This is a genomic window from Mesorhizobium sp. M0106 (genome assembly GCF_040322715.1).
GTDB lineage: Bacteria > Pseudomonadota > Alphaproteobacteria > Rhizobiales > Rhizobiaceae > Mesorhizobium.
Genome location: NZ_JAMYUA010000056.1, coordinates 1 through 22684, shown reverse-complemented (window position 1 = coordinate 22684; position 22684 = coordinate 1). Strand labels below are relative to the sequence as shown.

The following is a 22684-nucleotide window of genomic DNA, read 5'->3' as shown; positions in this document are numbered from 1 at the left end:
GCTAGTCCCGCAAAAACTATCATATTATACATAATAAACAAGCATGAGCTGTCGCTTATGTATAATAAACAGCCCCCATCTTCTGAGCGAAGTACCGCCCGGCGATAACTGGTAGCGCTACCATGACGTAGTGTAAAGCGCCATTGCGTTGAAGCGCGCTTCAGCGTGCCGTGCTTTCACGCCGCTTGAGTTCGAAGCCGAGGTCGCGACGACACCTGCGCCACCCGTCGATCCGTTGCATCCAAAACGGCGACAGCGTCTATGAAACGCATTACTGTTTCGTCGCTTTGCGCAGAACAACGCTGGATGTGGGGAGCCAATGATGGAAGGACATATTGATCCAAAACTGGAACACATGTACCGCCGTGGCTACTCAGCTGGCGTATTCGATGTACTGGCGAGCCTTGCGCTCCTTCTTTCCGATGAAGACCGCCAGATTGTGGAGAACTGGGCCAAGAACGACCCTGCCGTCTGGAGAACCATGCGCCTCAATGAAGCGGTTCGGCCTCCGGATTTTCCCATAGGAAGTCGCCCAGATGTTCATGGACCCTGGCCTGCGTAGGTGTCCGAGACCTACTCAGTTCCTCGAACACCTCCGGCGCATCGCGATGGTGCTCGAATACTACCGGATCGCCGGACCCTTTTTTCGAGCTTTCAGCGCGCCGTGCTTTCACGCCGCTTGAGTTCGAAGCCGAGGTCGACGACCCGCTGTTCCGGCCTGTTGCCTTCGATCGCCGCAAGCGCCATGGCGACCGCCCGCCGGCCGATCTCGTAGCGATACGTCCGAACGCTGGTGACCGACGGAAAAGCCACCTCCATCATGTCGAGATCGTTGAAGCCGACGATGCCGATCGTCTTCGGCACGGCGATCGAAGCGCGATGGCATTCGAACAGCACCCCGAGGGCGATATCGTCATTGTTGCAGAACACCCCATCGAGGCTCGGCACCTTGGCCAGCGCGTCACGGAACAATTCGCGGCCGAGGGTGACGCTGGAGGGCACCGGCGTCGTGGTGGTGAGCCTCGGATCGAACAGGCCGGCCGCCTCCATCGCCGCGCGATAGCCGGCAAGCCGCCGCTGCGAACGCGGATCCATGCGCGCACCGATGAAGCCGATCCGGCGATAGCCTGCCTCGATCAGATGTTCCGCAGCCGCCTTGCCGCCCTCGAAATGCGAGAAGCCGACCATCATGTCGACCGGATCGGGCCCGGTCTCCATCACCTGCACCACCGGACAGCCTGCCGTTTCCAGCAGTTTTCGCGAGGCCAGCGTCTGGTCGATGCCGGCCACGATCAGCGCCGCCGGGCGTTGCGGGCCAAACACCTGCAGCAGCCGCTCTTCCTCGAGGCCGGAATAGTGGGTGTTGCCGAGCTGAATCCGGAAAGGGCCGTCCGACAGGCTGTCGTAGATGCCGCGCACCACTTCGGCAAAGACGTTGTTGGTAAGCGACGGCACCAGAACGCCAAAGACCTCGGCGCGCGCCGAAGCCAGCGCCCGCGCATTCGGGTCGGGCACGTAGCCGAGCTCGTTCACGGCCGACTCGATCTGGCGGCGCAGATCTTCCGAGACACGCCCCGGCTCACGCAGGGCGCGCGATACGGTAATGGCGCCGACGCCGGCCTTGCGGGCGACGTCGGCGATGGTCGGGCGGCCGCCGCCGCGGCGCGAGCGCGGCTTGATCACCGTACTCGTCCGGACGCCGGGCAACCGCCCACACGCGACCGTGAAACGATGTTCAGCGTTTTTGAAACTGCTGCCATGCCAAACTGGCCCGTTGCCACACCTTGTCTGGCGTCGCGCAGCCTTCGGCTGTTGTCAAGCGACGGCCGGAGAGACTGTATCCGTACCGCTGTGCTTCAGGCCGCCACAGCGGCGCTGCGCCGGGCCTTCCACAGCAGCAGCACCATGGCCAAAATATTCAGCAGGTTCCAGGCAATGCCGTTGAGGAACGCGGCGGCATAGGAGCCGGTCAGATCGTAGATCCAGCCCGACATCCAGCCGCCGATCGCCATGCCGAAGATGGTCGCCATCATGACGATGCCGACGCGCTGGCCAGCCTCCTTGGCTGGCATATATTCGCGCACGATGATCGCATAACAGGGCACGATGCCGCCTTGCGACAGGCCGAAAACCAGCGAGACGACATAAAGCGAGGCAAGCCCGTCGAACGGGATATAGAACAACAGCGACAGGCATTGCAGCACCGAGCCGATCAGCAGGGTTTTCACACCGCCGATGCGATCGGCAAGGAAACCCGAGCCAAGCCGGCTGACGACGCCCGCCGCCAGCATGATCGACAGCATATCGGCGCCATGCGCCACGCCGTAGCCGAGATCAATGCAATAGGCGACGATATGGACTTGCGGCATCGACATCGCCACGCAGCAGCCGAGCCCGGCCACGATGAGCAGCGCCTGCAAGGCCGCCGGCGACAGGGAGATCGGCTGAACCACGCGGCTGCCCGGCGATCCCGGAGCCGCCCGGGGCGGTGCGCCGCGCCGGAGCAGCAGGATCAAGGGCACCATGGTGACCAGGCAGACAACGCCGATCGCGGCATAGGTGAAGCGCCAGCCCTCGGTCTGCATGACATAGGGCATCGCCGTCGGCCAGATCGCTCCGGCGAGATAGTTGCCGGATGCCGCAGCCGTCACCGCGACGCCGCGGCGCCGGTTGAACCAGTGCGAGATGTCGGCGATCAACGGCCCGAAGATCGCCGACGAGCCAACGCCGACCAACAGGCCCTGGACGAGGGTGAACTGCAGGATCGAACTGGTCAGCGACGCCAGCAGGAAGCCGGCGCCAAGTGTAATCGCGGCAATCAGCGCCGGGATCCAATACCCCATGCGGTCGATGGCGCGGCCGAACAGCACATTACCGGCGGCAAAGCCGACCATGGTCGCGGTGTAGGGCATCGAGGCAGCGGCGCGATCGACGCCGAATTCTACCTGCACGGCAGGCAGCACCACGACCACCGCCCACATGCCGACCCCGCCGATCGTTGCCAGCAGCATCGAGATGCCCAGCCGTATCCAGGCATAGGCACTGTCGATGCCGGAACTTCCTGCCTGGCTTGAGACGATTGGGGTCAAGAGCGTTTCCTGTCCGCAGTTCTTGAATCGGCGGTTCTGACCACTATCGGCGCATTCGCATCGCCGAGCAGCGCCACGACAGGCAAATCCGTGGCTCCAGGGATTCGGGCCGAAGTGGAACAGGGGTGCGCCATAAGGCGTTTTCCCGGCAACGACCTAGTGGAAGGAGTTTGCCATGACCGCGCAACGGAAATGGTCCGCCGACGTCACCGAGCACAGCGACGCGCTGGACCTCGAGGAACACATCTTCGAATCCCACGATCCCAAGAAGATCGCCGCCTCTTTGAAGCGATCGGCCGAGCACAGCGACCGACGCAAGGCAGGGCCGTTTCAATCCGCCATGTCGATGCTGAATTTCTACATCAACCGCGCCGGCAAGAACCTGCCGGCGGCGCAGAAGAAAGTGCTGGAGGACGCCAAAGATGAACTGCGCGTCCTTTTTGGCCGCCCAAAGGAAGACTAGAATCGGTCACCATTAATTGGTTCTGCCAAATTCGGCTGAACTGGACCTAGTGACAGGGCCTCTTTGTCGCCAGTCTGCAGGCTCGGCTTGTATTCCCAAGCCCGCAAAAGCCTGGCGTCATGACGGTCAAGATCGGCATCAATCCCATCACCTGGAGCAATGACGACGTTCCGGCGCTTGGCGGGGATACGTCCTTGGAGACCTGCCTGTCGGAAACAGCGCTGGCCGGCTACCGCGGCACCGAACTCGGCGGCAAATTTCCGCGCCAGGCTGAAGTGCTTGGGCCGCTCCTGTCTTCCTATGGCCTGGAACTCGTCTCCGGCTGGTACGATGGCCGCATTCTCGACCGCACGGTCGACGAGGAATTCGCGGCGATTACCCCGCATCTGACATTGCTGCGCGACCTCGGCGCCAGGATCGTCGTCTACGCCGACACCTCGCGCGGTCGCCATGACGGCATTTTCGCACCGATCTCCGAGCGTCCGCGCCTCGCCGACAGGGACTGGCCGTCCTATGGCGAGAAACTGACCGCCGTCGCCGACCGCATGGCTGCATTCGGGGTCGGCATGGCCTTCCACCACCACATGGGCACCATCGTCGAGACGGACGATGAAGTCGACAGGCTGATGGCGGCGACGGGCCGAAGCGTCGGCCTTTTGTTCGATACCGGCCACTGCCTGTTTTCGGGCGGCGACCCGCAATCGCTGCTGCAACGGCATCTCGACCGTATCGTGCATTTCCATTGCAAGGACGTTCGCAGGGCGGTGCTGGAACGGGCACGCCGCGAGGACATGAGCTTCATGGCGGCGGTAATGGACGGCATTTTTACCGTGCCCGGCGACGGCTCGGTCGATTTCCTGTCATTGCTGAAACCCCTCGCCGCGCGCGGCTATGAAGGCTGGCTCGTTGTCGAAGCCGAGCAGGATCCGGCCAAGGCGCATCCGCTGACCTATGCCAGCAAGGGCTATTTCTCGCTGCTCGCCACCGCCCGCGAGGCCGGCTTCGAAGTGGCGACGCGGCAGGCAAACTGACCGGCCTGCACTTGCGAGCCGGGGAACACAATGGGCGCGCGCCTCGATGGGGTTAGCGACGCGAAAGCGCCCGGCGATCCGCGCCGCCTTGCTCCCTGCGCGGCGCGGATCGCAGAATCCCGGCTCTGGATTGCAAACCCTGACTTTCAAGCTTGAGGCCGGCCGGAAGCCGTGCCTTGATGCAACCGAGGAGGAGCGACATGGCTTTCGAAGCTGCGCTTGGCATGGAACGGCTTTGCACCATCCGGGAGATTGCCGAGAAGGCGGAACTTGGCGCCGCCACCGTGCATCGCGCGCTGAAGAACAGCCGCGAGATCCGCCCCGAAACCAGGCGACTGGTGCTCGACACCGTCTGCCGGCTCAACGAGGAAAAGATCGCCCGCGCCGCCCGGTTCGTCGGGGGATAGTGCCGTGGCCGACCACATGCGCCTTTCCCTCGACATCATGTCGGTCGACCGCGCTTCGGAAGAACCGATGCATCGTCAGATCTACGGCGCCTTGCGACGCTTCATCCTTGACGGCCAGATCCCGCAGAACACGCTGCTGCCGTCGACGCGCTCGCTGGCCGAAGATCTGAAGGTCGGGCGCAACACGGTCATCGCCGCCTATGACCAGCTCCTTGCCGAAGGTTTTATCGAGGCGCGTGCCGGATCGGGCACCTGGGTGGCGCCGATCCAGCAGAACCGCCCCTTGGCATCCCTGCGCGCCGGACTGGCAGCGCCGCAAAAGCTGTCGCGGCGTGGCCAGACCATCGTCAACGGCCCGCAACCGCCACGCAATGCCGGCGTCATCAATTTCCATCCCGGCGTGCCTGAAACGGCATCGTTTCCGTTCACCATCTGGTCAAGCCTTCTGGTGCGCAATGCACGCAGCCGCGACGAGAGCCTGCTTGGTTATCTCTCCTTTGCCGGCCATCCCGGCCTGCGTCAGGCCATTGCCTCGACCATCGGCCTGTCGCGCGGCATCAGCTGCACCGCCGACCAGGTGATCATCGTCACCGGTGCGCAAGCGGCACTCGATCTCGTCTCGCGCGTGCTGATGGACGAAGGCGACCATGTCTGGATGGAGGAGCCCGGCTATCTCGGCGCCAAGAGCGCCTTTCTCGCCAGCGGTGCCAGGCTGGCACCATTGAAGGTCGACCGGCGCGGCTGGCATCTTGCCGATCCGGAGCTGCCGCCGCCGCGGCTGATCTATGTGACGCCATCCTGCCAGTGGCCGTTCGGCACCATCATGCGCATCGAGGAGCGATTGCAGCTGCTCGACATCGCCGAACGCAACGGCGCCTGGATCGTCGAGGATGACTATGACGGCGAATACCGGTTCCGCGGCCGGCCGGTGCCGGCGCTGCGCGGGCTCGATCATGCCGACCGCGTCGTCTATATCGGCAGCTTCGGCAAGACGCTGATCCCGGCGCTGCGCATCGGCTATCTGATCGTGCCGCGCGAATTGTCGGTTCCGTTCGACCGGGCGGTGAGCATCACCGGTCAGTTCGCGCCGCTGATCCTGCAGGCAACGGTCAACGACTTCATCACCCAGGGCTATTTCGCCACGCACCTCAAGCGCATGCGCCGGCTCTACGCGCGCCGGCAGGCGAACTTCGTCAAGCTGTGCCAGGAGCACCTGGCCGAATGGCTGACCGTGACGGAAAACGATTCCGGCATGCAGCTGCTGGCGAGCTTCGTCAGGCCCTATAAGGACAGTGACGTGGTCGCCGCCGCCCTCAAGGAGGGGCTCGACGTCCAGGGCATCTCGATCAACTATCATTCCACTGAACCCGAGCACGGGCTGCTGCTCGGCTATGCGGCGATGGACGAACGCCAGATCCTGCGCGCTGTGCTGGCGCTGCGCGCCGCGTTCCTAAGATTGGATAGAAGCTAGAGCCAGGCTCTCCATCTCGTTCACCGCGGGGTTGAATCAATCGCCCGCCGTGATTAGGAGTATAGGCATCGTTTGTTTTTTGGCATTCGCGCAAAGCGCGCCTCGCAAGGCCGAACCTCCCCGAAAACCAGAAGCATGCCACCGCCGGTATAGGCCGGCGACGCATTCATTTGAACCATGAGGATTGCCATGAGAACCGCATCCTGTGCCTGCGGGCAACTGAGGATCTCTTGTAACGGAGAGCCGCAGCTGGTCGCACAGTGCCACTGCCTCGACTGCCAGAAACGGACCGGCAGCACATACGGCGTCGCCGCCTTCTTTGCGCGCGACAAGGTAGAAGCCGAAGGCGACGCCAGTACCTACAGGCGGTCAGCTCGGAGCGGCCATCACGTCACTTTCCATTTCTGCCCGGGCTGCGGCTCAAGCGTCTTCTGGGAGCCCGAGCAAAGGCCTGAATGGATCGCCGTCGCCGTTGGCTGCTTCGCCGATCCCGCCTTTCCGGCCCCGGCGCATGTCGCCTGGGAAGAATGGCGTCATCCCTGGGTTTCCGGTTAGCGACGCCAACCCGCCAGGGCAGCGCTTTATCTTACTGCTTGATCTCGGGTTCAACGAGCTTCGCCAGATTTCGCAGCGACTCCTGCCAGCCGAGATAGCAGGCCTCAACCGGGATGGCGTCTGGAATACCTGCCTGCGTGATATTGACTTCGGTGCCAACCGACACTTTCTTCAATGTCACGGTCACCTCGATCTCGCCGGCCAGGTTGGGGTCGTCGAACCGGTCGGTGTAGCGCAGTTGCTCATTGGGCACGAGCTCGACATATTCGCCGCCGAACGAGTGGCTGTCGCCGGTGGTGAAGTTGCGGAAGGACATTTTGAACGTACCGCCGACTTTCGCCTCGAAGTGATGAACCGTGCAGGTGAAGCCGTTCGGCGGAAGCCATTTCGCAAGTGCATCCGCTTCGAGGAACGCGCGGTAGACTTTCTCCGGGCTGGTTGTCAGAACGCGGTGCAGCCGTACGGTGCCGGGCATATCGTTAATCCTCCGTGTTGTTGATCGATGCCCCCTAGGACGAGCTGGGCCCGGCCTATCCGACACGGGCCTGCGGATTTTTTGGCGGCCGGTTATGCCGGCCGGAATCCTCGGCCGGCCACCGGACAAGGAACTCGACCGCAGGGGAGCAAACCGCGCCGGAACTGGTCTAGTTCACACTGTCGAACTTCTGCAGATCAACCGGTGCTGCCTTGCGCAATTCGATATCATCGAGCGAAGCATTCTCCAGCGCCACCCGCGCCGCCGCGTCGATGTTGTGGATCATGTCCTGAATGTCGGCATCGCTGTGCGCCGGGTTCATGGCGACCATCACGGTGCGGTTGAGGATGTCGAGCGAGCGCTTGCCGAGGTCGTCGGAATAATCCAGCCGCAGGCCCTGGTTCTCGGGCAGTGCGTAAGGATTGAGCGCCGGATGATGCGCGCCTTCATGCATCAGCACCTGGTCCCACTGGGTGAAATTGTGACGGCCGGTCTTGCCGGCAACGACGCTCGGAATGGTCTTCGAAAAAGTCTGCGCCGCCTGCTCGCTCGGCAGCAGGTACATCACCTGTGCGGCACAATCGTCGTCCGTGCTGTTCATCGGCGAAGGCGTCAGCCCAAGATTGCTAAGGTGGCGGGTGCCGGCCAGCACCGTCTTTTTCTCGGCCCGCATCGCCTCGATGATGCCGTCCAGTCGATCGAGTTGGACGTTGAGCATCGCCCCCATCAGTTCGGAAGCACGCGCGCCGATGCCGGCGAAGGGTTTGATGCTGTCGCTTCTGCCCTGCCAGTAGAAATGGCAAGGGTCGATGGCGCAGCGCGCCCGCTCCGCCACTTTCGGATCGCTGGTGGCGATGCCGCCGCCCTCGCCCGAGGTCATGTTCTTGAAGTAGTTGAAGGAATAAGCGCCGGCATGGCCGATCGAGCCGAGCTTGCGGCCCTCATAGCCGCCGCCGATGCCTTGGCAGACATCCTCCAGCACCAGCAAGCCGCGCTTGGCAGCAATGTCCATGATCGCATTCATGTTGCAGGCCGCGCCCCACATATGCACCGGGATGACCGCCCTGGTGCGCGGCCCGATGGCATCGCGCAAGGCCATGGGATCGATGGTCAGGCTCTCGTCGATGTCGACGATGACTGGAATGGCCCCTACCGACAGCACCGCGGTCGCGGTCGCCATATAGGTGTGCGCCGGCACCAGCACTTCGTCCCCCGGGCCGATGCCGAGGCCGATCAGGCCGGCGGCGAGCCCATAGGTGCCGCTGGCGGCCAGCGCGAAATGCTCGACGCCAAGATGCTGCGCATAGCGGGCCTCGAAGCGGTCGCATTCGCTGTCCTTGCCGTAACGAAACAGCGCGCCCGAGCGGATCACCCTGGCAATGGCTTCGATTTCCTCTTCGCCGGCGGTGTACATGACAGGCCTCCAGTCACTTGATAGTGTGGGTCACTTGATAATGTGGTCGCTTGATGGTGTGGACAGCTGTAGGCTTGTCGGCACAGTTTGAAAGAACCACTCCGCCGCTATTCGACCAAGCCATCTGCGCCCGGAAGACGGTTCCTATGACTGGTTTTGAACCGTGATTGGGGAAATCGGTAGCTAAGTGTCTCAGCCGGCAGGCAAATCGTACCCATCCGAATTCGCCAAAGTGGCCCTGTCGGAAACCCAGCTTTCGGCGTTCCATTCCGGCCAGTTGGGCAAACGGTTGGTTCCATGAAATACGGGACACACTTTGGAAGACCCTCGAAACCGGCGCGCCGGCGGGAAGGCGGCCGGTCGTGAACGCCGCCGGCTCCAGCAAACGGATCGTGCTCCACGAGGACGATATCGGCATGTGCCACGGCGCCAACAGCGCCTTCCTCGAATTGAGCGGGCTGGGCGTCTGCAGTTCCGGCGCGGTGATGGTGCCGTGCCCGTGGTTCCTCGAAATGGCCGAAAGCGCCACCGCCAACCCTGCCCTCGACCTTGGCGTCCACCTGACGCTGAACAGCGAGAAGCAGCACTACAAATGGCGGCCGTTGACCGCGCCGTCGCGGGCGGCCGGCCTGACCGACGAGTTCGGCTTCTTCTGGCCCGATGTGGCGACCACGCGCCGGAAGGCGGTGCCGCAGGCGGTCGAGGCCGAGCTTCGCGCCCAGATCGACACCGCCTATCGCGCCGGCATCGACGTCACCCATCTCGACGCGCATATGGGCGCGGCATTGTCGCCGGAATTTTGCGACATCTACATCAAGCTCGGGCTCGAATATCAGCTGCCCGTGCTGCTGACCAAGACCCTGTCCGCCTATTCCCCCAACGACAATCTGGTCGGCGTCACCGAGGAGGCGTTCCAGCGCGGCGTGGCGCTGGCCCGCGCCGGCGGCTTTGCCATTTTCGACGCCGCCATCCAGACGACCTGGAGCCGGCCGCGCTCCAGGCCGATCGAGCCGGCTTACAAGGCGCTCATCGACGGGGTGCGCGATGGCCTGACCTTCTTTTGCCTGCATTGCAACGCGCCCGGTGAACTCGAGCTGATCGAGCCGCGCTCCGCATATATTCGCACCGAAGAGTACGAGCTGTTCCGCAACCAGGGCTTTCGCGACTGGCTCGCCGCACAGCCGATCGACGTCATCGGCATGAAGCCGTTGCGCGAGGAGCTTCGCGCCACGCTCTCGACCGGGCGATCATCAACAACAGCCCGCGGCCACACCGTGGGCGAACAGCGATTGGCGTCGGCAAAGGCCCGCAAAGCGGCCACCCGATCCGCAACGTGAGCCGATCGTCGCGGCCGGAAAACGGCGCCAGAGGGATTGGAACTGCAACGACAAATGGGAGAATAAGATGAAAACTCTTCTGAAAGTGGCATTGGGCGCCTTCGTTTCGGCGGGCCTGATGACAGGCATTGCGCATGCTGCGGGGCTCAAGGATCCGAAGGACGTCCGCATCACCTTCGTGGTGCATGGGTCGGCGTCCGATCCCTATTGGTCGGTGGTCAAGCGCGGCGTCGATGACGCGGCCGCCCTTACCGGCGCCAAGGTCGAATATTACGCGCCGCAGGTCTTCGACGTGGTCGAGCAGGCCCGGCTTCTCGACGCCGCCATCGCCACCAAGCCGGACGGTATCGCCGTCTCCATCGCCGACGCCAATGCGCTCGGCAAATCGGTCAAATCCGGGCTTGCCGCCAATATTCCCATGGTGGTTCTGGATTCCGGCGAAAAGGAAGGCGCCGAGCTCGGCACGACGCTCTATGTCGGCACCGTTTCCGAATATGATTCCGGCAAGAAGGCCGGCGAGCGGCTGGCCAAGGAAGGCACGCTCAAGGTCGTCTGCATCAACCACGAGGTCGGCAATGTCAGCCTCGACCAGCGCTGCCAGGGCCTCAATGACGGGCTGAAGCCCTCCGGCGGCGGCACCGAGGTTCTGGCCGTGGCGCCGGATCCCGCCGACGTCCAGCGCCGCACCGAAGCCTATCTGTCGGCGCATCCCGACACACAGGCGGTCTTTGCGCTCGGCGCCACCGCCGCCAACCCGCTGATCCCGATGTTCCGCGACAAGGAACTGTTCGGCAAGCTCAAGCTCTACACATTCGACATCAGCCCGGAGGTTCTCGACTCTGTCGTCGCCGGCGAAATGGGCTTCGGCATGGACGCCCAGCAATATCTGATGGGCTATCTGCCGGTGATCTATCTGGTCGAGCAGGCGACGCACGGCTTCTGGCCGCAGAACAACGCCTATACCGGACCGCTGTTCATAGACTCGCCGGAAAAAGCCAAGGCGATCCTGGCGCTCGCCAAAGAGGGCATCCGCTAGGCAAGCGCTCCGACGGAACGGGAGAATGCGCCACGCGCTCTCCCGTTCCTTCGAAGATTGCGATTTGAGCGATTGGAGAGCCTAATGGCGGTCGTGGAAGACAAGGCGATACCTCCGGGCGAACTGAAGGCGACCGACCGCTTCGGCATGACGTCGAAGCGGGCCGCCGGCGCCGACGAGCGGCTGGCCAGCACCGGCAAGCTGACCCAGTGGCTGCGCCGGCCGGAAGCCGGTGCCGCCGGTGGGCTGCTTGCGACGATCATCATCTTTGCGCTGCTGCCGGGCGCGGCAAACCTCTATTCGCTGCAGGGATCGATGACCTTCCTGACGCTGTCGGCGGAGCTCGGCATCGTCGCCACCGCGGCAGCACTCCTCATCATCGCCGGCGAGTTCGACCTTTCGGTCGGCTCCATGGTCGGCTTCGCCGGCGTCGTCATCGGGCTGACGGTGAAGTACTGGGGCCTGCCGCTATGGGGCGGCATCGCCTGTGCCTTCGCCGTTGCCATCCTCACCGGCTATCTCAACGGCCTGATCGTGGTGAAGACGCGCCTGCCCTCCTTCATCGTCACGCTCGCCACGCTCTATATCCTGCGCGGATTGTCGATCGGCATCACCCGCGCCGTCACCGGCCGCACCCAGATCCCCTACATACTCGAAGGCGTACCGGACCCGGCAACGGCCGGCATTTTCAACGGCCATCTGCTCACCGGCCTGTTCCACTGGATGGGCGCGCAAGGCTGGATCGCCACCCGCAGCGACGGCATTCCCTTCGTCGCCGGCATTCCGATGTCGATCGTCTGGTGGCTCGGCCTGACGGCGCTGGCCGGCTATGTGCTCACCCAGACGAAATACGGCAACTGGATCTTCGCCACCGGCGGCGACCTGATCGCAGCCCGCAACGTCGGCGTGCCGGTCGATCGCGTCAAGATCAGCCTGTTCGTCTACACCGCCTGCGCGGCGACGCTGCTTGCCACCATCCAGGTGATGGAGGCGGGCTCCGCCGACACCACGCGCGGCCTGCTCAAGGAATTCGAGGCGATCATCGCCGCCGTCATCGGCGGCGTGCTGCTCACCGGCGGCTACGGCACCGTCTATGGCGTGCTGTTCGGCGCGCTGATCTTCGGGCTGGTGCAGATGGGCATCTTCTACACCGGCATCGACACCGACTGGTTCAAGGTCTTCCTCGGCATCGTCATCCTGATGGCCGTGCTGGTCAACAACTACATCAGGCTGAAGGCGCTCGGCCGCGGAGGTGGCAAATGACCGAGCCGGCCCAAATGACCGAACCGGCCCAAATGACCGAACCGGCAATGGAACTGCGCGGCGTCAGCGTCAATTTCGGCTCGGTGCGCGCCCTCCAGAACATCGACATCAAGGTCTATCCGGGCGAGGTCCACTGCCTGCTCGGCGACAACGGCGCCGGCAAGTCGACGCTGATCAAGGTCCTGTCCGGCGTCTATCGGCCGAGCAAGGGCGAAATCCTGGTCGACGGCAAGCCGGTCACTTTCCGCAGCCCGCGCGACGCGCAGGAGCTCGGCGTGGCAACGGTGTTCCAGGACCTCGGCATGATCTCGCTGATGTCGATCACCCGTAACTTCTTCCTCGGCCGCGAGCCGACCAAAAGCAGCCTGCCCTTCTCGCGCATCGACAAAGAGCGCGCCAACACCATCGCCAGACAGGCAATGGCCGATATCGGCATCGACGTGCGCGACCCGACGCAAGCCGTCGGCACATTGTCGGGCGGCGAGCGCCAGTCGGTGGCGATCGCCCGCGCCGTGCATTTTGGCGCGCGCGTCTTGATCCTCGACGAGCCGACCTCGGCACTCGGCGTCCACCAGGCGGCGATGGTGCTGAAGTTCATCATCGAAGCGCGCATGCGGGGCCTGGCCGTCATCTTCATCAGCCACAACATCCACCATGCCTATCCGGTCGGCGACACCTTCACGCTGCTCAACCGCGGCCGCAATCGCGGTACCTACGCCAAATCGGACATCTCGCGCGACGAGGTCATCTCGATCATGTCGGGCGGCGAGGATCTGAAGGCTGTCGAGGCGGAGATTGCCGGCCTGCTTGCCCAGATCGGCAACCGGCCGCCTGCGGCGGCTTGAGCTGACAATCGGACATTGCGGGGAATGATCCAATGAGCAGGATACGCGTCGGGGTCGTCGGCGCCGGCATGATCTCGCAGGTCGAGCATATCCCCAATCTGCTGCGCCTCGGTGGATTGTTCGAGCTGGTCGGGGTCGCCGATCCCTCCAGGATTTCGCGGCAGTTCGTCACCGACACCCATGGCATTGCCAATTTCGAAACGATCGACCAGCTCTTCGACCAGCGCCTCGACGCGGTGGTGATCGGCTCGCCGGACCCGCTGCATCACGAACAGGTGCTGGCGGCGCTGGCAGTTGGCCTGCATGTCTTTTGCGAAAAGCCGCTCTGCTATTCGCTGGCGGAAATCGCCGGGATCATCGCCGCGCGCGACGCCGCCAGGAAAATCGTTCAGGTCGGCTATATGAAGCGCTTCGACCCGAATTACCGGCTGGCGCTCGCTTCGCTGCCTGGAACATCGAGCACGCTGCGCGCGGTCTCGGTGGAGGTAAACGATCCCGACGCCTGGCCGTTCATCGCCCATCAGCCCTACAGGCGCGGTACCGATATCCCAAAAGACATGGTCGCCACTGTCGCCGCCAAGCAGAAGCGCCAGGTCGAAGAGGCCGTCGGCGTGCATCTGACCGATCTCGCTTTCCGTGGATTTACCGGCGCTTACAGCTCGGCCTTGATTCACGATGTCAATGCCGTCCATGGCCTGCTCGATGCGCTCGGCGTGCCGGACGGCGAGGTCGTCGGCGCGCAGATCTTTGCCAATGGCGACGGCGGCCACGGCGCCGTCAAGCTGCTGGACGGGCAGGCGCTGTGGACCATGACCCACCTCACCGTACCCAAGCTCGCCGACTACAAGGAGCGGATAACGCTGTTCTTCGACGATGCCAGCCTCGAGCTCGAATTCCCCTCGCCCTGGCTCAACCATCATCCGACCCGGCTGACGGTGACGACCTCGGACGGTCACACGCTGTCGAAGAAAGATTTGCGTGCCGGTTACGCCGAAGCCTTCGTCGAAGAGATGCGTGGCTTCTGGGCAGCGATCGTCAATGGCGATGCGGTCGTCAACCCACCCGAACACGCCGCCCGCGACCAGGCGCTGCTGATCGGGCTGACCCGGCGGCATCTCGCGACCGCACCCTTCGACTGAGCACTCCACCTGTAGCCGAACGGCGCTATCTGGACTTGATGACGCTGTCGGTATTGGCCAGCAGCTTGCGCACCGCATTGCGCGCCGCATCCGGCCGCTGCAGGCGGATGCTCTTCTCGATTGCCTCATGCAGCCTCTGCGCATGCTGCAAATCGTCGAGTTCCCGCGTGGTATAAGCAAACAGATGATCGAATGCCGATTCGATCAGCACGCCGAGCGGCACCAGCAGATCGTTGCCCGAGGCCCGCAGGATGGCGAGATGAAAACGCGTGTCGGCGCGCGTCCGCTCCTGCAGGTTGGTCGCCTCACCCATCTCGCGGCAGGCCTGGCTGATCTCGGCCATCTGCTCGTCGGTGCGCCGCATGGCGGCAAAAGCGCTGGCCTCGGGCTCGATGATGTGGCGGAACTCCTGCACGGTCCGGAGGAACACCTCACGGTCCGGCGAGGTCGCATACCAGGCCAGCACGTCGCGATCGAGCAGGTTCCAGCGTTCCTTCGGCTCGACCCAGCTGCCGATTTTGGGACGTGACGACAGCAAGCTCTTCGCCATCAGCATTTTTATGGCTTCGCGCACCGCCGAGCGGCTGACGTCGAACGTCTCGGACCATTTGGCTTCGTTGGGCAGGATGGTTCCCGGCGGATAGTCGCCGCGCACGATCCTCAGCCCGATTTCGTTGGCGAGCGACGCATGCACGCTCGACCCCGGCATGCGCGCCGCATCGGCCCGGCGAATACCGCTCGTGCGTTCGGCGAACGCCTCGGCCGCTGTCTTTCCCTTATTCGGCTTCGCGTCCTGCATGGCTCCACAAAGTCCGGATTTGGAGGCGTGTCAAGGAGATGAGATCGACGGCAATATCTCAGTTTGATTTTCCGCATCCGTCGCCTCGCCGACACCGCGCTTTGCCGAGCGTTCACGCCGGGGAGGCACGAACGGCTTCTCTTTGTCCCGACTGAATTCCTCGATCAGGAAATCAAGGAAGACGCGGATTTTCGGGGCGAGATGCTGCCGCGCCGGATAGACCGCGTAGAGCGTGGTTTCGACCTTGTCCCAGTCATCCAGAGCCGATTGCAGCCGGCCTGCTTTCAGATCGCTCTCGACATAGGGATAGGGGATCAGGCTGACGCCGAAGCCGGCGCCCAGCGCATCGCGCACGGCAAGGCTTGAAGAAACCGAGTATCGTCCGTCGATGGCGATCCGCTCGGCACGGCCGTCCTTGCGGAATTCCCATATGTCCGCATGCCCCGAGAGGCTGAACCGGATGCAATTGGCCGCCTTCAAATCGGCAGGCGTCTTGGGCCGGCCATGCGTCTCAAAATAGGACGGAGCTGCGCAAAGCACATGCGGCATGACCGCAAGCTTTCGGGCGACCAGGCTGGAATCCTCGAGATTGTCGCTGCCGCGAATGGCAAAGTCAAATCCCTCCCGCACGATATCGACGCGCCTGTCATCAAGATGCAGATCGAGTTTCAAATCGGGATAGCGCGATAGAAACGCGGGGATGGCAGCCGAAAGCCGCGTCAACGTGACAGTCATCGGCGCGCTGACCCGCAACGTGCCGCTCGGCGCCGTCTTGATCGGGCCGAGGACCTGGTCGGCCCTGGCCAGCGCATCGAGCCCATGCGTGATATGCTCCAGATAGATCCTGCCTTCTTCGGTCAGCGCCATGCGCCGCGTTGTCCGGTTGATGAGCCGCACCCCCAGATGCGCCTCCAGTTCGGCGATGTTCTTGCTGACCGCGGGAGGCGAGAGACCGAGCCGCCGTCCGGCTTCGGCAAAGCTGTTCAGTTCCGCCACCTGGCGGAAAACCTGCAACGCCGTCAGGCGATCCATCGCACAATTCTCTTCCAGTAAACAATGTCTTGCAATTGTTGCATATTATCGCTCCTTGGTAAATTCTCTATCTGCTTCCCGAACGACTTTCTCAGTTCGGAATGACACGATGACCAACCCCGCAATCTCCCTTATCGAGCGGCGCATGTCGGCCAATCGGTTCGATGCCTCGCACGAATTGACGGATGCCGAGATCGAGGAACTGGCACGCCTCGCAACGCGCGCGCCAAGCGCCTACAACCTTCAGAATTGGCGGTTCATCGCCGTGCGGACGCCGGAAGCAAAGGCGCGGTTGCGCAGCCTCGCCCATGGCCAGGCCAAGGTGCAGGAGGCAGCCGTCACCTTCATCATCTGCGGCGTACTGCCCGACCACGCTGCCCTCAATGCCAGGCTGCGTCCGTTCGTCGAAGCCGGCTTCATGCCGGCGGATATGGCTTCGGGCTGGCGGGAGGGCGCCCGCGCCCAATATGCCGATCCTCTAGCGGCCCGCGACGAAGCGGTGCGCTCGGCAACGCTTGGCGCCGCAACGCTGATTTTCGCGGCCGAAGCGCTGGGGCTCGGCTCCGGTCCGATGGCAGGCTTCGATGCCGAAGGCGTGGCGCGCGAGTTTGGCCTTGCGCGCAATGAAGTGCCGGTGATGCTCATCGCGGTTGGCCGCGCCGCGCCCGGAAACTGGCCGCAAAAGCCGCGCCGTCCTCTTGCCGAAGTTCTGGAAATCTTATGAAAACGCACCGTTCCGATCTGTTGCTTACAGCCATCGCACCGGCAATATGGGGCAGCACCTACATCGTCACCACGCAGTTCCTGCCGAACTTCTCGCCGATGACGGTCGCAATGCTGCGAGCCCTGCCCGCCGGATTGCTGCTGCTGGCGATCGTTCGGCAACTGCCGACGGGCATCTGGTGGCTGCGCAGTTTCGTCCTCGGAGCCCTCAACATCTCGATCTTCCTGAGCATGTTGTTTGTCGCCGCCTACCGGCTTCCGGGCGGGGTCGCGGCGACCGTGCTGTCGGTCCAGCCATTGATTGTGATTTTCCTCGCTGCTGCCCTGCTTGGCAGCCCTGTCCGTCGGTTAGCGATCGTCGCCGCCCTTGTCGGGATCGTAGGTGTCGCGTTGCTGGTGCTGACCCCGAACGCGACGCTCGATGCGGCCGGCGTTGCCGCCGGCCTCGCCGGGGCGGCCTCAATGGCCTTCGGAAGCGTGTTGAGCCGCAAGTGGCAGCCGCCAGCATCGCTGCTCGCCTTTACGGCATGGCAACTGACTGCCGGTGGTCTCCTTCTCGTTCCGGTGGTCCTGCTTTTCGAACCACCCATCCCGTTCCCGACCGCGGCCAACCTGCTTGGACTGGCGTGGCTCGGGCTGATCGGTGCGGCGCTGACTTATGTCCTCTGGTTCCGGGGCATTGCGCGACTCGAATCTTCGGTGGTGTCATCGCTGCTTTTCCTCAGCCCGGTGACCGCCGTGCTGCTTGGATGGGTATTCCTGGATCAGACACTGACCTTGCCTCAAATCGCCGGCGTCGTTTTCGTCATCGGCAGCATCTGGCTGGCTCAACGCCCCAGTCGGAACGAGGCTTGAGCCTGCGCGAGAGTGAGTCAGTTTGAAATTCGCTATGCGAAAGCGTCTGCCGCCGTTTTCTCCCATAGGTGAAACCACCTATATGCTTAGCGGAAAGCATATGAGGCTAGACCATGACTCCAGCGCAATTGTCAGTCGCCCTGCAGCAATTTAGGGATGAGGCAACTGCCTCGAATGAAAGAGCGCTCCCTGATAAATGGATCGCGCTAGGAGACAGAACCGAAACGGTGCCGGACCTGGACAGAGGCCGTTCTCTCCCAGAAGTTTGGCCCTACGAAGTGGCGGGATGCGGTAGCGTCTCGAAGGGAGGCCATTCGGAATCCAACGGGGTCCTAAAACCAGAAGCGCCCCGCCCACGTGATCGGCAACGCGTCCGCGTCATGCGCATTGCTACAGGCGAGGAAGCCGACGAAGTCATTGACGACGGCAAAGACCCAGCAACGAAGGCGCTTGGCGCGAAGGGTGGCAAGAAGCGTGCCGAGAACATGACACCGGAACGGCGCGCTGAGATCGCGAAGAAAGCGCCCGCGAAGCGATCGGCTAATCGCTAGGCACTGCTTTCTGAGCTTGCTTCAGCGCATCGAGCTTGGTGGCGTCAAAGAAGATAGTGGTCCCAGAAACTTCTTCATAGTGATTGATCGTTTGTTGAATCACTTGCCCAAGCAATTTCAGCGTCTTGTGAGACATCACAATAGCTACTTGTTCGTAAATCTTGCCGTCGCTGCTCTCATCTTCCACCCCGAATGTTATGCTCGAGTCGTTGTCGGTAAACCGGATACCGATTGAGCTCGCCGGTACGAACCTAAAATCTGGCGCCCTAGTAGGCAACGGTCATCTCCCTAACTTGTGTTGAGGTTTTCTGCATTGGCGCGCTTATTTCTCTGCGACTAGTAGTCGCCTCATATCTAGCCAAAAAAGCATGCGTTCGATTGTTGGATTGCTCAGCTCCGATCTTCTCGAATCGTATCTTTGGCACATAGCCAAGGGACAATGCGATGTCAGAGATTGTGTCTGACTCAAGATTACAGGGAGCAGAGAGCCATCTCGTTATCTGCTCTGGGCGTTTGTCGAGCTTTCTTGCAATATCCGCCTTGGTGATGTCACTTTCGTGAAAGGCTTCGAGTAACTGATCATTGATCTCGCCACGAAAATTTTCCCTAAAGTACGCTATCCAAAATTTTGCAATGTTAGGTTCTTTGATCGCGCTCATCAGCCGCGTTAGTGAGATAGTCATCCAAATTACCTCCTGATACTGGATTATATGTTACAAACAGAGACCGCCAGACCGCTTTGCAGCGCCTTATCTCTTCATGCCATACAGGCCATCTAATATATCCATCTGTCACCCATTGAAGGCTGAAAAGATCGCGTGATGTACGTATGTTTGTTGCGATGAACACATCCGTCATGGCAAAGCGGCCAAATATTCTCGTGCTCGGTCTATCTCTCTTTCGGAGCTCCCAAACTTCGTCGTCGACAGGGTTGAGAATCTTAATATCGACATGTCGATTGCTGTCGCTTCCGACCGTAACCCTTCTGCCTTTTGTGAAGCCATCAATCCAAGCGCGCAATTGACCAGCATTTTCCTCATCAACGCTATATGCGGTGTCCGGGTCCAATTCCTTCAGAACAACAGGCGGCGCATACACAATCCTTGGCCGAGGCCCTGGTATGATCGAGCGGACCTCCACAAGGCGGCGGTCGGCAAGACACTGCTCTAATATGAGGTCTATTGACATTAAAATCAATACATGTTCTTAAAATTGAAAGCAGGCTGACACGGAGGCGAGTCGCATACAACCCGAATTATCGCTTAGCGCTAAGCATAGAAGTTCAGGTATCACGTCGCCTATGGAGCGCGCCAATCTCACCAATGATCTGATTCCAAATTTCAAACTGACCCACTGCCTTGGCCGCCAACTTGTGTCGGCGGATTGTTCGGCACTATGGTCAAGCGGGAGGATCTGCCGATGCCACAACGCCCGTATGATGAGCGGCTGCTCCGTCAGGCGTTCGAAGTCGCGCGCAGGGCCCGCGATGCCGGCGAACATCCCTTTGGTTCGCTGCTCGCCGACAAAGACGGCAATGTGTTGCGCGAGCAGCCCAACGCTTACAAAGCCGGCGGGGGCGACCGCACCGCTCATGCCGAAAGGCTGCTGGCCTCGTGGGCAGGGATGAATGTCAGCCTCGAAAAGCTGGCCTCCTGCACGCTCTACAGTTCGGCCGAACCTTGCGCGATGTGCTCCGGTACAATCTATTGGGCGGGCATTGGACGGATCGTCTTTGGCCAGAGCGAACACGACCTCAAGCGGGTGACGGGTGCACATGTCGAGAACCCCACACTCGACCTGCCCTGCAGGATCGTCTTCGAAGCCGGGCAGCGTCCGACTGAAGTCATCGGCCCGCTGCTTGCCGATGAAGCGGCGCAACTGCAGGCCGAATTCTGGAAAGACAACTAGCTCAATTGCCGCGCGGCAAACGAGCGGGTGCCAGCCGCAATTCGGGGCTGGCCCAGTGCCGGTTCGCGTCAGTTGCGCCCGTCAGCTCGTCTTGACGTATTTCCGCCAGCTGTGCTCCGGCCGGAAGCCGAGCATGTCGCGCGCCTTGCGGTTGGAGAGCAGCGTCTCGTATTCGTCAAGTTCGGCCTTGACCGGCACATCGGGATAAAACCGCTTCAGCAGTTCGGCTGTCGGCAGGTCGGACGAGGTGTCGTCATTGGCGGCGTTGAACACCTGATAGCCGAGCCCGTCCTTCTCGATGGCGCGCAGCGTGATCTGGCCGAGGTCGCGCGCGTCGATATAGCTCCAGGCGATGCGCTTGCGGAAACCCGGATCGGCGAACCATTTCGGAAACAGCGAATATTCATGCGGCTCGATGACGTTGCCGATGCGCAAGGCATAGATGTCGAAGCCGCTGCGCAGCGCAAAGGCGCGCGCCGTCTTCTCGTTGACGACCTTGGACAGAGCATAGCTGTCCATCGGGTCGACGTCGTACGCCTCGTCGAGCGGAAAATGCGTCGGGTTGCGCGGCTCGTTGGCGAAGACCAGCCCGTAGGTCGTTTCGCTGGAGGCGATCACCACCTTGCGGATGCCGAGCTTCACCGCAGCCTCGATGACGTTGTAGGTGCCGAGCGCGTTGATGCGGAACACCTCATTGTCGGGCGTGATCATGATGCGCGGGATCGCCGCGAAATGCACCACGGCATCCACCGGCTGCGTGCGCAGCGATGGGTCGAATTCATGCAGGCCGATATAGCTCGACAGCGCATTGAACACCTGCCCGCTGTCGGTGATGTCGGTGATCAGCGTGCGCACCTTGGGATTGTCGAGCGGCTTGGTGTCGATGTTGAGCACCTGGCAGCCCTGCTCGACCAGATACTGCACGACGTGGCGCCCGGCCTTGCCGCTGCCGCCGGTGAACATGATCCGCTTCGTCATTTTGCTCTCCCTGGAATTCATGTGTATTGTCAGACAATATCGAACTCTGCAATCGCCTGCCATGGCATGCGGCAAAAACCCGCTTCAACAATTCGCCGGCAAGCTGCAGCGCCGTCATCCATCACTGCAAATAGGACGAAACGACATGAACACGACTGCCGCGAGCGAAAAGATCGGCTTCATCGGGCTTGGCCTGATGGGGCACGGGATCGCGAAGAACATCGTCGACAAGGGTTATCCGCTGACGTTTCTCGGCCGCAAGAACCGCAAGCCGGCAGAAGACCTGCTCGGCCGCGGCGCCAAGGAAGCGGCAACCTCGCGCGATGTCGCGGCGGCATGCGACATCGTCTTCATCTGCGTCACCGGCTCGCGCGAGGTCGAAGCCATCATCCGCGGCCCAGGCGGCCTCAAGGAAGGCCTGAAGCAGGGATCGGTTATCGTCGACTGCTCGACCTCTGATCCCGTTTCGACGGTGGCGCTGGCCGCCGAACTCAAGGCGCTCGGCGTCGCCTATGTCGATGCCCCGCTCAGCCGCACCCCGAAGGAGGCTTGGGAAGGCACGCTCGACGCCATGGTCGGCGCGCCCGATGCGGTCTTTGCCCGGCTGAAGCCGGTGCTCGAAACCTGGGCCGGGCGTATCGTCCATATCGGCGACACCGGTGACGGCCATCGCATGAAGCTGCTCAACAATTTCATCTCGCTCGGCTACGCCGCGATCTATTCCGAGGCGCTGGCGCTGGCGCAGAAGGTCGGCATCTCGCCGCCGCGCTTCGACAGCGTCATCCGCAACGGTCGCATGGATTGCGGCTTCTATCAGACCTTCATGCGCTGGACGCTGGAAGGCGACCGCGACGCGCACAAATTCACCATCGCCAACGCCTTCAAGGACCTCACCTATCTCGAATCGATGGCGGGTGCTGCCGGCATCGCCAACCCGCTCGGCAACGCCACCAAGAACGCCTTCGCCGGCGCCTTTGCCACCGGACCTGCCGATCAATATGTGCCGATGCTGGCGACGCATATCGGCAAGGTCAACGGCGTCGACCTGATGCCGACCAGGGATGGGAAAAAGCAGACGATCTGAGAACGTTGGGATTAACGCCTGGGAGTGTCGCAACTGCAAACGTTCGCTGACGACCAGCTACATCCGCCAATCTCCAACGCTGGCGATTAGCATATGACACCACATCTTCGTCATCCCAGGGCGGAGCAGGAGCGAAGCGACGTCGCGCAGACCCTGGGATCCATATGTGGACGGCGCCCTGCCTGCAACGGTTGTTTTGCGTCGTTTTCGATCGCTTGCGTCCATATGT

Annotated in this window: 24 protein-coding genes; 14 read left to right on the top strand and 10 right to left on the bottom strand. The window is 62.2% G+C overall.

What is annotated here, in order from left to right:
• Nucleotides 1–373: 373 nt before the first annotated feature.
• From NKJ55_RS31445 to NKJ55_RS31435, 3 genes are all read right to left on the bottom strand, one after another.
• A complete protein-coding gene (locus NKJ55_RS31445) occupies nucleotides 374–544 on the bottom strand; it encodes a hypothetical protein (RefSeq protein WP_352453281.1) in 171 nt (56 codons plus the stop codon).
• 110 nt (nucleotides 545–654) lie between these two features.
• Nucleotides 655–1683, bottom strand: coding sequence for an HTH-type transcriptional regulator GntR (gntR, locus tag NKJ55_RS31440; protein ID WP_352453280.1), 1029 nt, complete (start codon nucleotides 1681–1683; stop codon nucleotides 655–657).
• 173 nt (nucleotides 1684–1856) lie between these two features.
• Nucleotides 1857–3089: an MFS transporter gene (locus tag NKJ55_RS31435; protein ID WP_352453279.1), complete on the bottom strand. Its 1233-nt coding sequence runs from the start codon at nucleotides 3087–3089 to the stop codon at nucleotides 1857–1859.
• Nucleotides 3090–3264: 175 nt separating this feature from the next.
• Here NKJ55_RS31435 and NKJ55_RS31430 point away from each other — a divergent pair, with 175 nt between their 5' ends.
• From NKJ55_RS31430 to NKJ55_RS31410, 5 genes are all read left to right on the top strand, one after another.
• Nucleotides 3265–3552 (top strand): DUF3175 domain-containing protein, encoded by a 288-nt coding sequence (locus NKJ55_RS31430; protein WP_352453278.1) that lies wholly within the window; start codon nucleotides 3265–3267, stop codon nucleotides 3550–3552.
• Nucleotides 3553–3671: 119 nt separating this feature from the next.
• On the top strand, nucleotides 3672–4583 hold the full coding sequence (gene iolE, locus NKJ55_RS31425; RefSeq protein WP_352453277.1) for a myo-inosose-2 dehydratase: 912 nt from the start codon (nucleotides 3672–3674) through the stop codon (nucleotides 4581–4583).
• A gap of 200 nt (nucleotides 4584–4783) precedes the next feature.
• Nucleotides 4784–4990 carry a LacI family DNA-binding transcriptional regulator gene (locus tag NKJ55_RS31420; RefSeq protein WP_352453276.1) on the top strand — a complete coding sequence of 69 codons (207 nt, stop codon included), beginning with the start codon at nucleotides 4784–4786 and terminating at the stop codon, nucleotides 4988–4990.
• A gap of 4 nt (nucleotides 4991–4994) precedes the next feature.
• On the top strand, nucleotides 4995–6461 hold the full coding sequence (gene mocR, locus NKJ55_RS31415) for a rhizopine catabolism transcriptional regulator MocR (RefSeq protein WP_352453275.1): 1467 nt from the start codon (nucleotides 4995–4997) through the stop codon (nucleotides 6459–6461).
• A 189-nt stretch (nucleotides 6462–6650) separates the two neighbouring features.
• Entirely contained in the window at nucleotides 6651–7016 is a 366-nt protein-coding gene (locus NKJ55_RS31410) for a GFA family protein (protein WP_352453274.1), read from the top strand.
• A 31-nt stretch (nucleotides 7017–7047) separates the two neighbouring features.
• Here the strand turns inward: NKJ55_RS31410 and NKJ55_RS31405 are convergent, their stop codons facing one another.
• Nucleotides 7048–7491, bottom strand: a complete 444-nt coding sequence (locus tag NKJ55_RS31405; protein WP_352453273.1) for an SRPBCC family protein — start codon at nucleotides 7489–7491, stop codon at nucleotides 7048–7050.
• 169 nt (nucleotides 7492–7660) lie between these two features.
• Nucleotides 7661–8905 carry a DegT/DnrJ/EryC1/StrS family aminotransferase gene (locus NKJ55_RS31400; RefSeq protein WP_352453272.1) on the bottom strand — a complete coding sequence of 415 codons (1245 nt, stop codon included), beginning with the start codon at nucleotides 8903–8905 and terminating at the stop codon, nucleotides 7661–7663.
• Nucleotides 8906–9267: 362 nt separating this feature from the next.
• Here NKJ55_RS31400 and NKJ55_RS31395 point away from each other — a divergent pair, with 362 nt between their 5' ends.
• From NKJ55_RS31395 to NKJ55_RS31375, 5 genes are all read left to right on the top strand, one after another.
• On the top strand, nucleotides 9268–10242 hold the full coding sequence (locus NKJ55_RS31395; protein ID WP_352453271.1) for a polysaccharide deacetylase family protein: 975 nt from the start codon (nucleotides 9268–9270) through the stop codon (nucleotides 10240–10242).
• A gap of 67 nt (nucleotides 10243–10309) precedes the next feature.
• Nucleotides 10310–11278, top strand: coding sequence for a rhizopine catabolism ABC transporter substrate-binding protein (locus NKJ55_RS31390; RefSeq protein WP_352453270.1), 969 nt, complete (start codon nucleotides 10310–10312; stop codon nucleotides 11276–11278).
• A 147-nt stretch (nucleotides 11279–11425) separates the two neighbouring features.
• Nucleotides 11426–12541: an ABC transporter permease gene (locus NKJ55_RS31385; protein WP_352453289.1), complete on the top strand. Its 1116-nt coding sequence runs from the start codon at nucleotides 11426–11428 to the stop codon at nucleotides 12539–12541.
• Between the two features lie 32 nt (nucleotides 12542–12573).
• Nucleotides 12574–13386 (top strand): ATP-binding cassette domain-containing protein, encoded by an 813-nt coding sequence (locus NKJ55_RS31380; protein ID WP_352453288.1) that lies wholly within the window; start codon nucleotides 12574–12576, stop codon nucleotides 13384–13386.
• A gap of 32 nt (nucleotides 13387–13418) precedes the next feature.
• Nucleotides 13419–14525 (top strand): Gfo/Idh/MocA family protein, encoded by a 1107-nt coding sequence (locus tag NKJ55_RS31375; RefSeq protein ID WP_352453269.1) that lies wholly within the window; start codon nucleotides 13419–13421, stop codon nucleotides 14523–14525.
• Between the two features lie 25 nt (nucleotides 14526–14550).
• Here the strand turns inward: NKJ55_RS31375 and NKJ55_RS31370 are convergent, their stop codons facing one another.
• Nucleotides 14551–15324, bottom strand: a complete 774-nt coding sequence (locus NKJ55_RS31370) for a FadR/GntR family transcriptional regulator (RefSeq protein WP_352453268.1) — start codon at nucleotides 15322–15324, stop codon at nucleotides 14551–14553.
• A 30-nt stretch (nucleotides 15325–15354) separates the two neighbouring features.
• Nucleotides 15355–16356: a LysR family transcriptional regulator gene (locus NKJ55_RS31365; protein WP_352453267.1), complete on the bottom strand. Its 1002-nt coding sequence runs from the start codon at nucleotides 16354–16356 to the stop codon at nucleotides 15355–15357.
• Between the two features lie 109 nt (nucleotides 16357–16465).
• Between NKJ55_RS31365 and NKJ55_RS31360 the strand changes: the two genes are divergently transcribed.
• Both NKJ55_RS31360 and NKJ55_RS31355 read left to right on the top strand, forming a co-directional pair.
• Entirely contained in the window at nucleotides 16466–17080 is a 615-nt protein-coding gene (locus NKJ55_RS31360; protein WP_352453266.1) for a nitroreductase family protein, read from the top strand.
• Complete coding sequence (locus tag NKJ55_RS31355; RefSeq protein ID WP_352453265.1) at nucleotides 17077–17934, top strand: EamA family transporter; 858 nt, start codon at nucleotides 17077–17079, stop codon at nucleotides 17932–17934. Before NKJ55_RS31360 ends, NKJ55_RS31355 begins: the two co-directional genes overlap by 4 nt.
• Before the next feature lie 540 nt (nucleotides 17935–18474).
• On the opposite strand, the gene NKJ55_RS31350 is transcribed toward NKJ55_RS31355, so the two are convergent.
• Both NKJ55_RS31350 and NKJ55_RS31345 read right to left on the bottom strand, forming a co-directional pair.
• Nucleotides 18475–18672 (bottom strand): hypothetical protein, encoded by a 198-nt coding sequence (locus NKJ55_RS31350; RefSeq protein ID WP_352453264.1) that lies wholly within the window; start codon nucleotides 18670–18672, stop codon nucleotides 18475–18477.
• A gap of 79 nt (nucleotides 18673–18751) precedes the next feature.
• Nucleotides 18752–19168 carry a hypothetical protein gene (locus tag NKJ55_RS31345; RefSeq protein ID WP_352453263.1) on the bottom strand — a complete coding sequence of 139 codons (417 nt, stop codon included), beginning with the start codon at nucleotides 19166–19168 and terminating at the stop codon, nucleotides 18752–18754.
• A 736-nt stretch (nucleotides 19169–19904) separates the two neighbouring features.
• Between NKJ55_RS31345 and NKJ55_RS31340 the strand changes: the two genes are divergently transcribed.
• Nucleotides 19905–20393: a nucleoside deaminase gene (locus NKJ55_RS31340; protein ID WP_352453262.1), complete on the top strand. Its 489-nt coding sequence runs from the start codon at nucleotides 19905–19907 to the stop codon at nucleotides 20391–20393.
• A gap of 81 nt (nucleotides 20394–20474) precedes the next feature.
• Here NKJ55_RS31340 and NKJ55_RS31335 read toward each other — a convergent pair whose 3' ends face one another.
• A complete protein-coding gene (locus NKJ55_RS31335; protein WP_352453261.1) occupies nucleotides 20475–21371 on the bottom strand; it encodes an NAD-dependent epimerase/dehydratase family protein in 897 nt (298 codons plus the stop codon).
• A gap of 145 nt (nucleotides 21372–21516) precedes the next feature.
• Between NKJ55_RS31335 and NKJ55_RS31330 the strand changes: the two genes are divergently transcribed.
• Nucleotides 21517–22455 carry an NAD(P)-dependent oxidoreductase gene (locus NKJ55_RS31330; RefSeq protein WP_352453260.1) on the top strand — a complete coding sequence of 313 codons (939 nt, stop codon included), beginning with the start codon at nucleotides 21517–21519 and terminating at the stop codon, nucleotides 22453–22455.
• Nucleotides 22456–22684 lie beyond the last annotated feature (229 nt).

What these genes read in the sequence shown, in the direction of transcription:
- NKJ55_RS31445 (WP_352453281.1), bottom strand. Translation starts at nt 544, where the DNA reads ATGAACATCTGGGCGACTTCCTATGGGAAAATCCGGAGGCCGAACCGC.
- NKJ55_RS31430 (WP_352453278.1), top strand. Translation starts at nt 3,265, where the DNA reads ATGACCGCGCAACGGAAATGGTCCGCCGACGTCACCGAGCACAGCGAC.
- iolE (WP_352453277.1), top strand. Translation starts at nt 3,672, where the DNA reads ATGACGGTCAAGATCGGCATCAATCCCATCACCTGGAGCAATGACGAC.
- NKJ55_RS31420 (WP_352453276.1), top strand. Translation starts at nt 4,784, where the DNA reads ATGGCTTTCGAAGCTGCGCTTGGCATGGAACGGCTTTGCACCATCCGG.
- NKJ55_RS31410 (WP_352453274.1), top strand. Translation starts at nt 6,651, where the DNA reads ATGAGAACCGCATCCTGTGCCTGCGGGCAACTGAGGATCTCTTGTAAC.
- NKJ55_RS31405 (WP_352453273.1), bottom strand. Translation starts at nt 7,491, where the DNA reads ATGCCCGGCACCGTACGGCTGCACCGCGTTCTGACAACCAGCCCGGAG.
- NKJ55_RS31400 (WP_352453272.1), bottom strand. Translation starts at nt 8,905, where the DNA reads ATGTACACCGCCGGCGAAGAGGAAATCGAAGCCATTGCCAGGGTGATC.
- NKJ55_RS31390 (WP_352453270.1), top strand. Translation starts at nt 10,310, where the DNA reads ATGAAAACTCTTCTGAAAGTGGCATTGGGCGCCTTCGTTTCGGCGGGC.
- NKJ55_RS31385 (WP_352453289.1), top strand. Translation starts at nt 11,426, where the DNA reads ATGACGTCGAAGCGGGCCGCCGGCGCCGACGAGCGGCTGGCCAGCACC.
- NKJ55_RS31380 (WP_352453288.1), top strand. Translation starts at nt 12,574, where the DNA reads ATGACCGAACCGGCAATGGAACTGCGCGGCGTCAGCGTCAATTTCGGC.
- NKJ55_RS31375 (WP_352453269.1), top strand. Translation starts at nt 13,419, where the DNA reads ATGAGCAGGATACGCGTCGGGGTCGTCGGCGCCGGCATGATCTCGCAG.
- NKJ55_RS31370 (WP_352453268.1), bottom strand. Translation starts at nt 15,324, where the DNA reads ATGCAGGACGCGAAGCCGAATAAGGGAAAGACAGCGGCCGAGGCGTTC.
- NKJ55_RS31365 (WP_352453267.1), bottom strand. Translation starts at nt 16,356, where the DNA reads ATGGATCGCCTGACGGCGTTGCAGGTTTTCCGCCAGGTGGCGGAACTG.
- NKJ55_RS31360 (WP_352453266.1), top strand. Translation starts at nt 16,466, where the DNA reads ATGACCAACCCCGCAATCTCCCTTATCGAGCGGCGCATGTCGGCCAAT.
- NKJ55_RS31355 (WP_352453265.1), top strand. Translation starts at nt 17,077, where the DNA reads ATGAAAACGCACCGTTCCGATCTGTTGCTTACAGCCATCGCACCGGCA.
- NKJ55_RS31345 (WP_352453263.1), bottom strand. Translation starts at nt 19,168, where the DNA reads ATGACTATCTCACTAACGCGGCTGATGAGCGCGATCAAAGAACCTAAC.
- NKJ55_RS31340 (WP_352453262.1), top strand. Translation starts at nt 19,905, where the DNA reads ATGCCACAACGCCCGTATGATGAGCGGCTGCTCCGTCAGGCGTTCGAA.
- NKJ55_RS31335 (WP_352453261.1), bottom strand. Translation starts at nt 21,371, where the DNA reads ATGACGAAGCGGATCATGTTCACCGGCGGCAGCGGCAAGGCCGGGCGC.
- NKJ55_RS31330 (WP_352453260.1), top strand. Translation starts at nt 21,517, where the DNA reads ATGAACACGACTGCCGCGAGCGAAAAGATCGGCTTCATCGGGCTTGGC.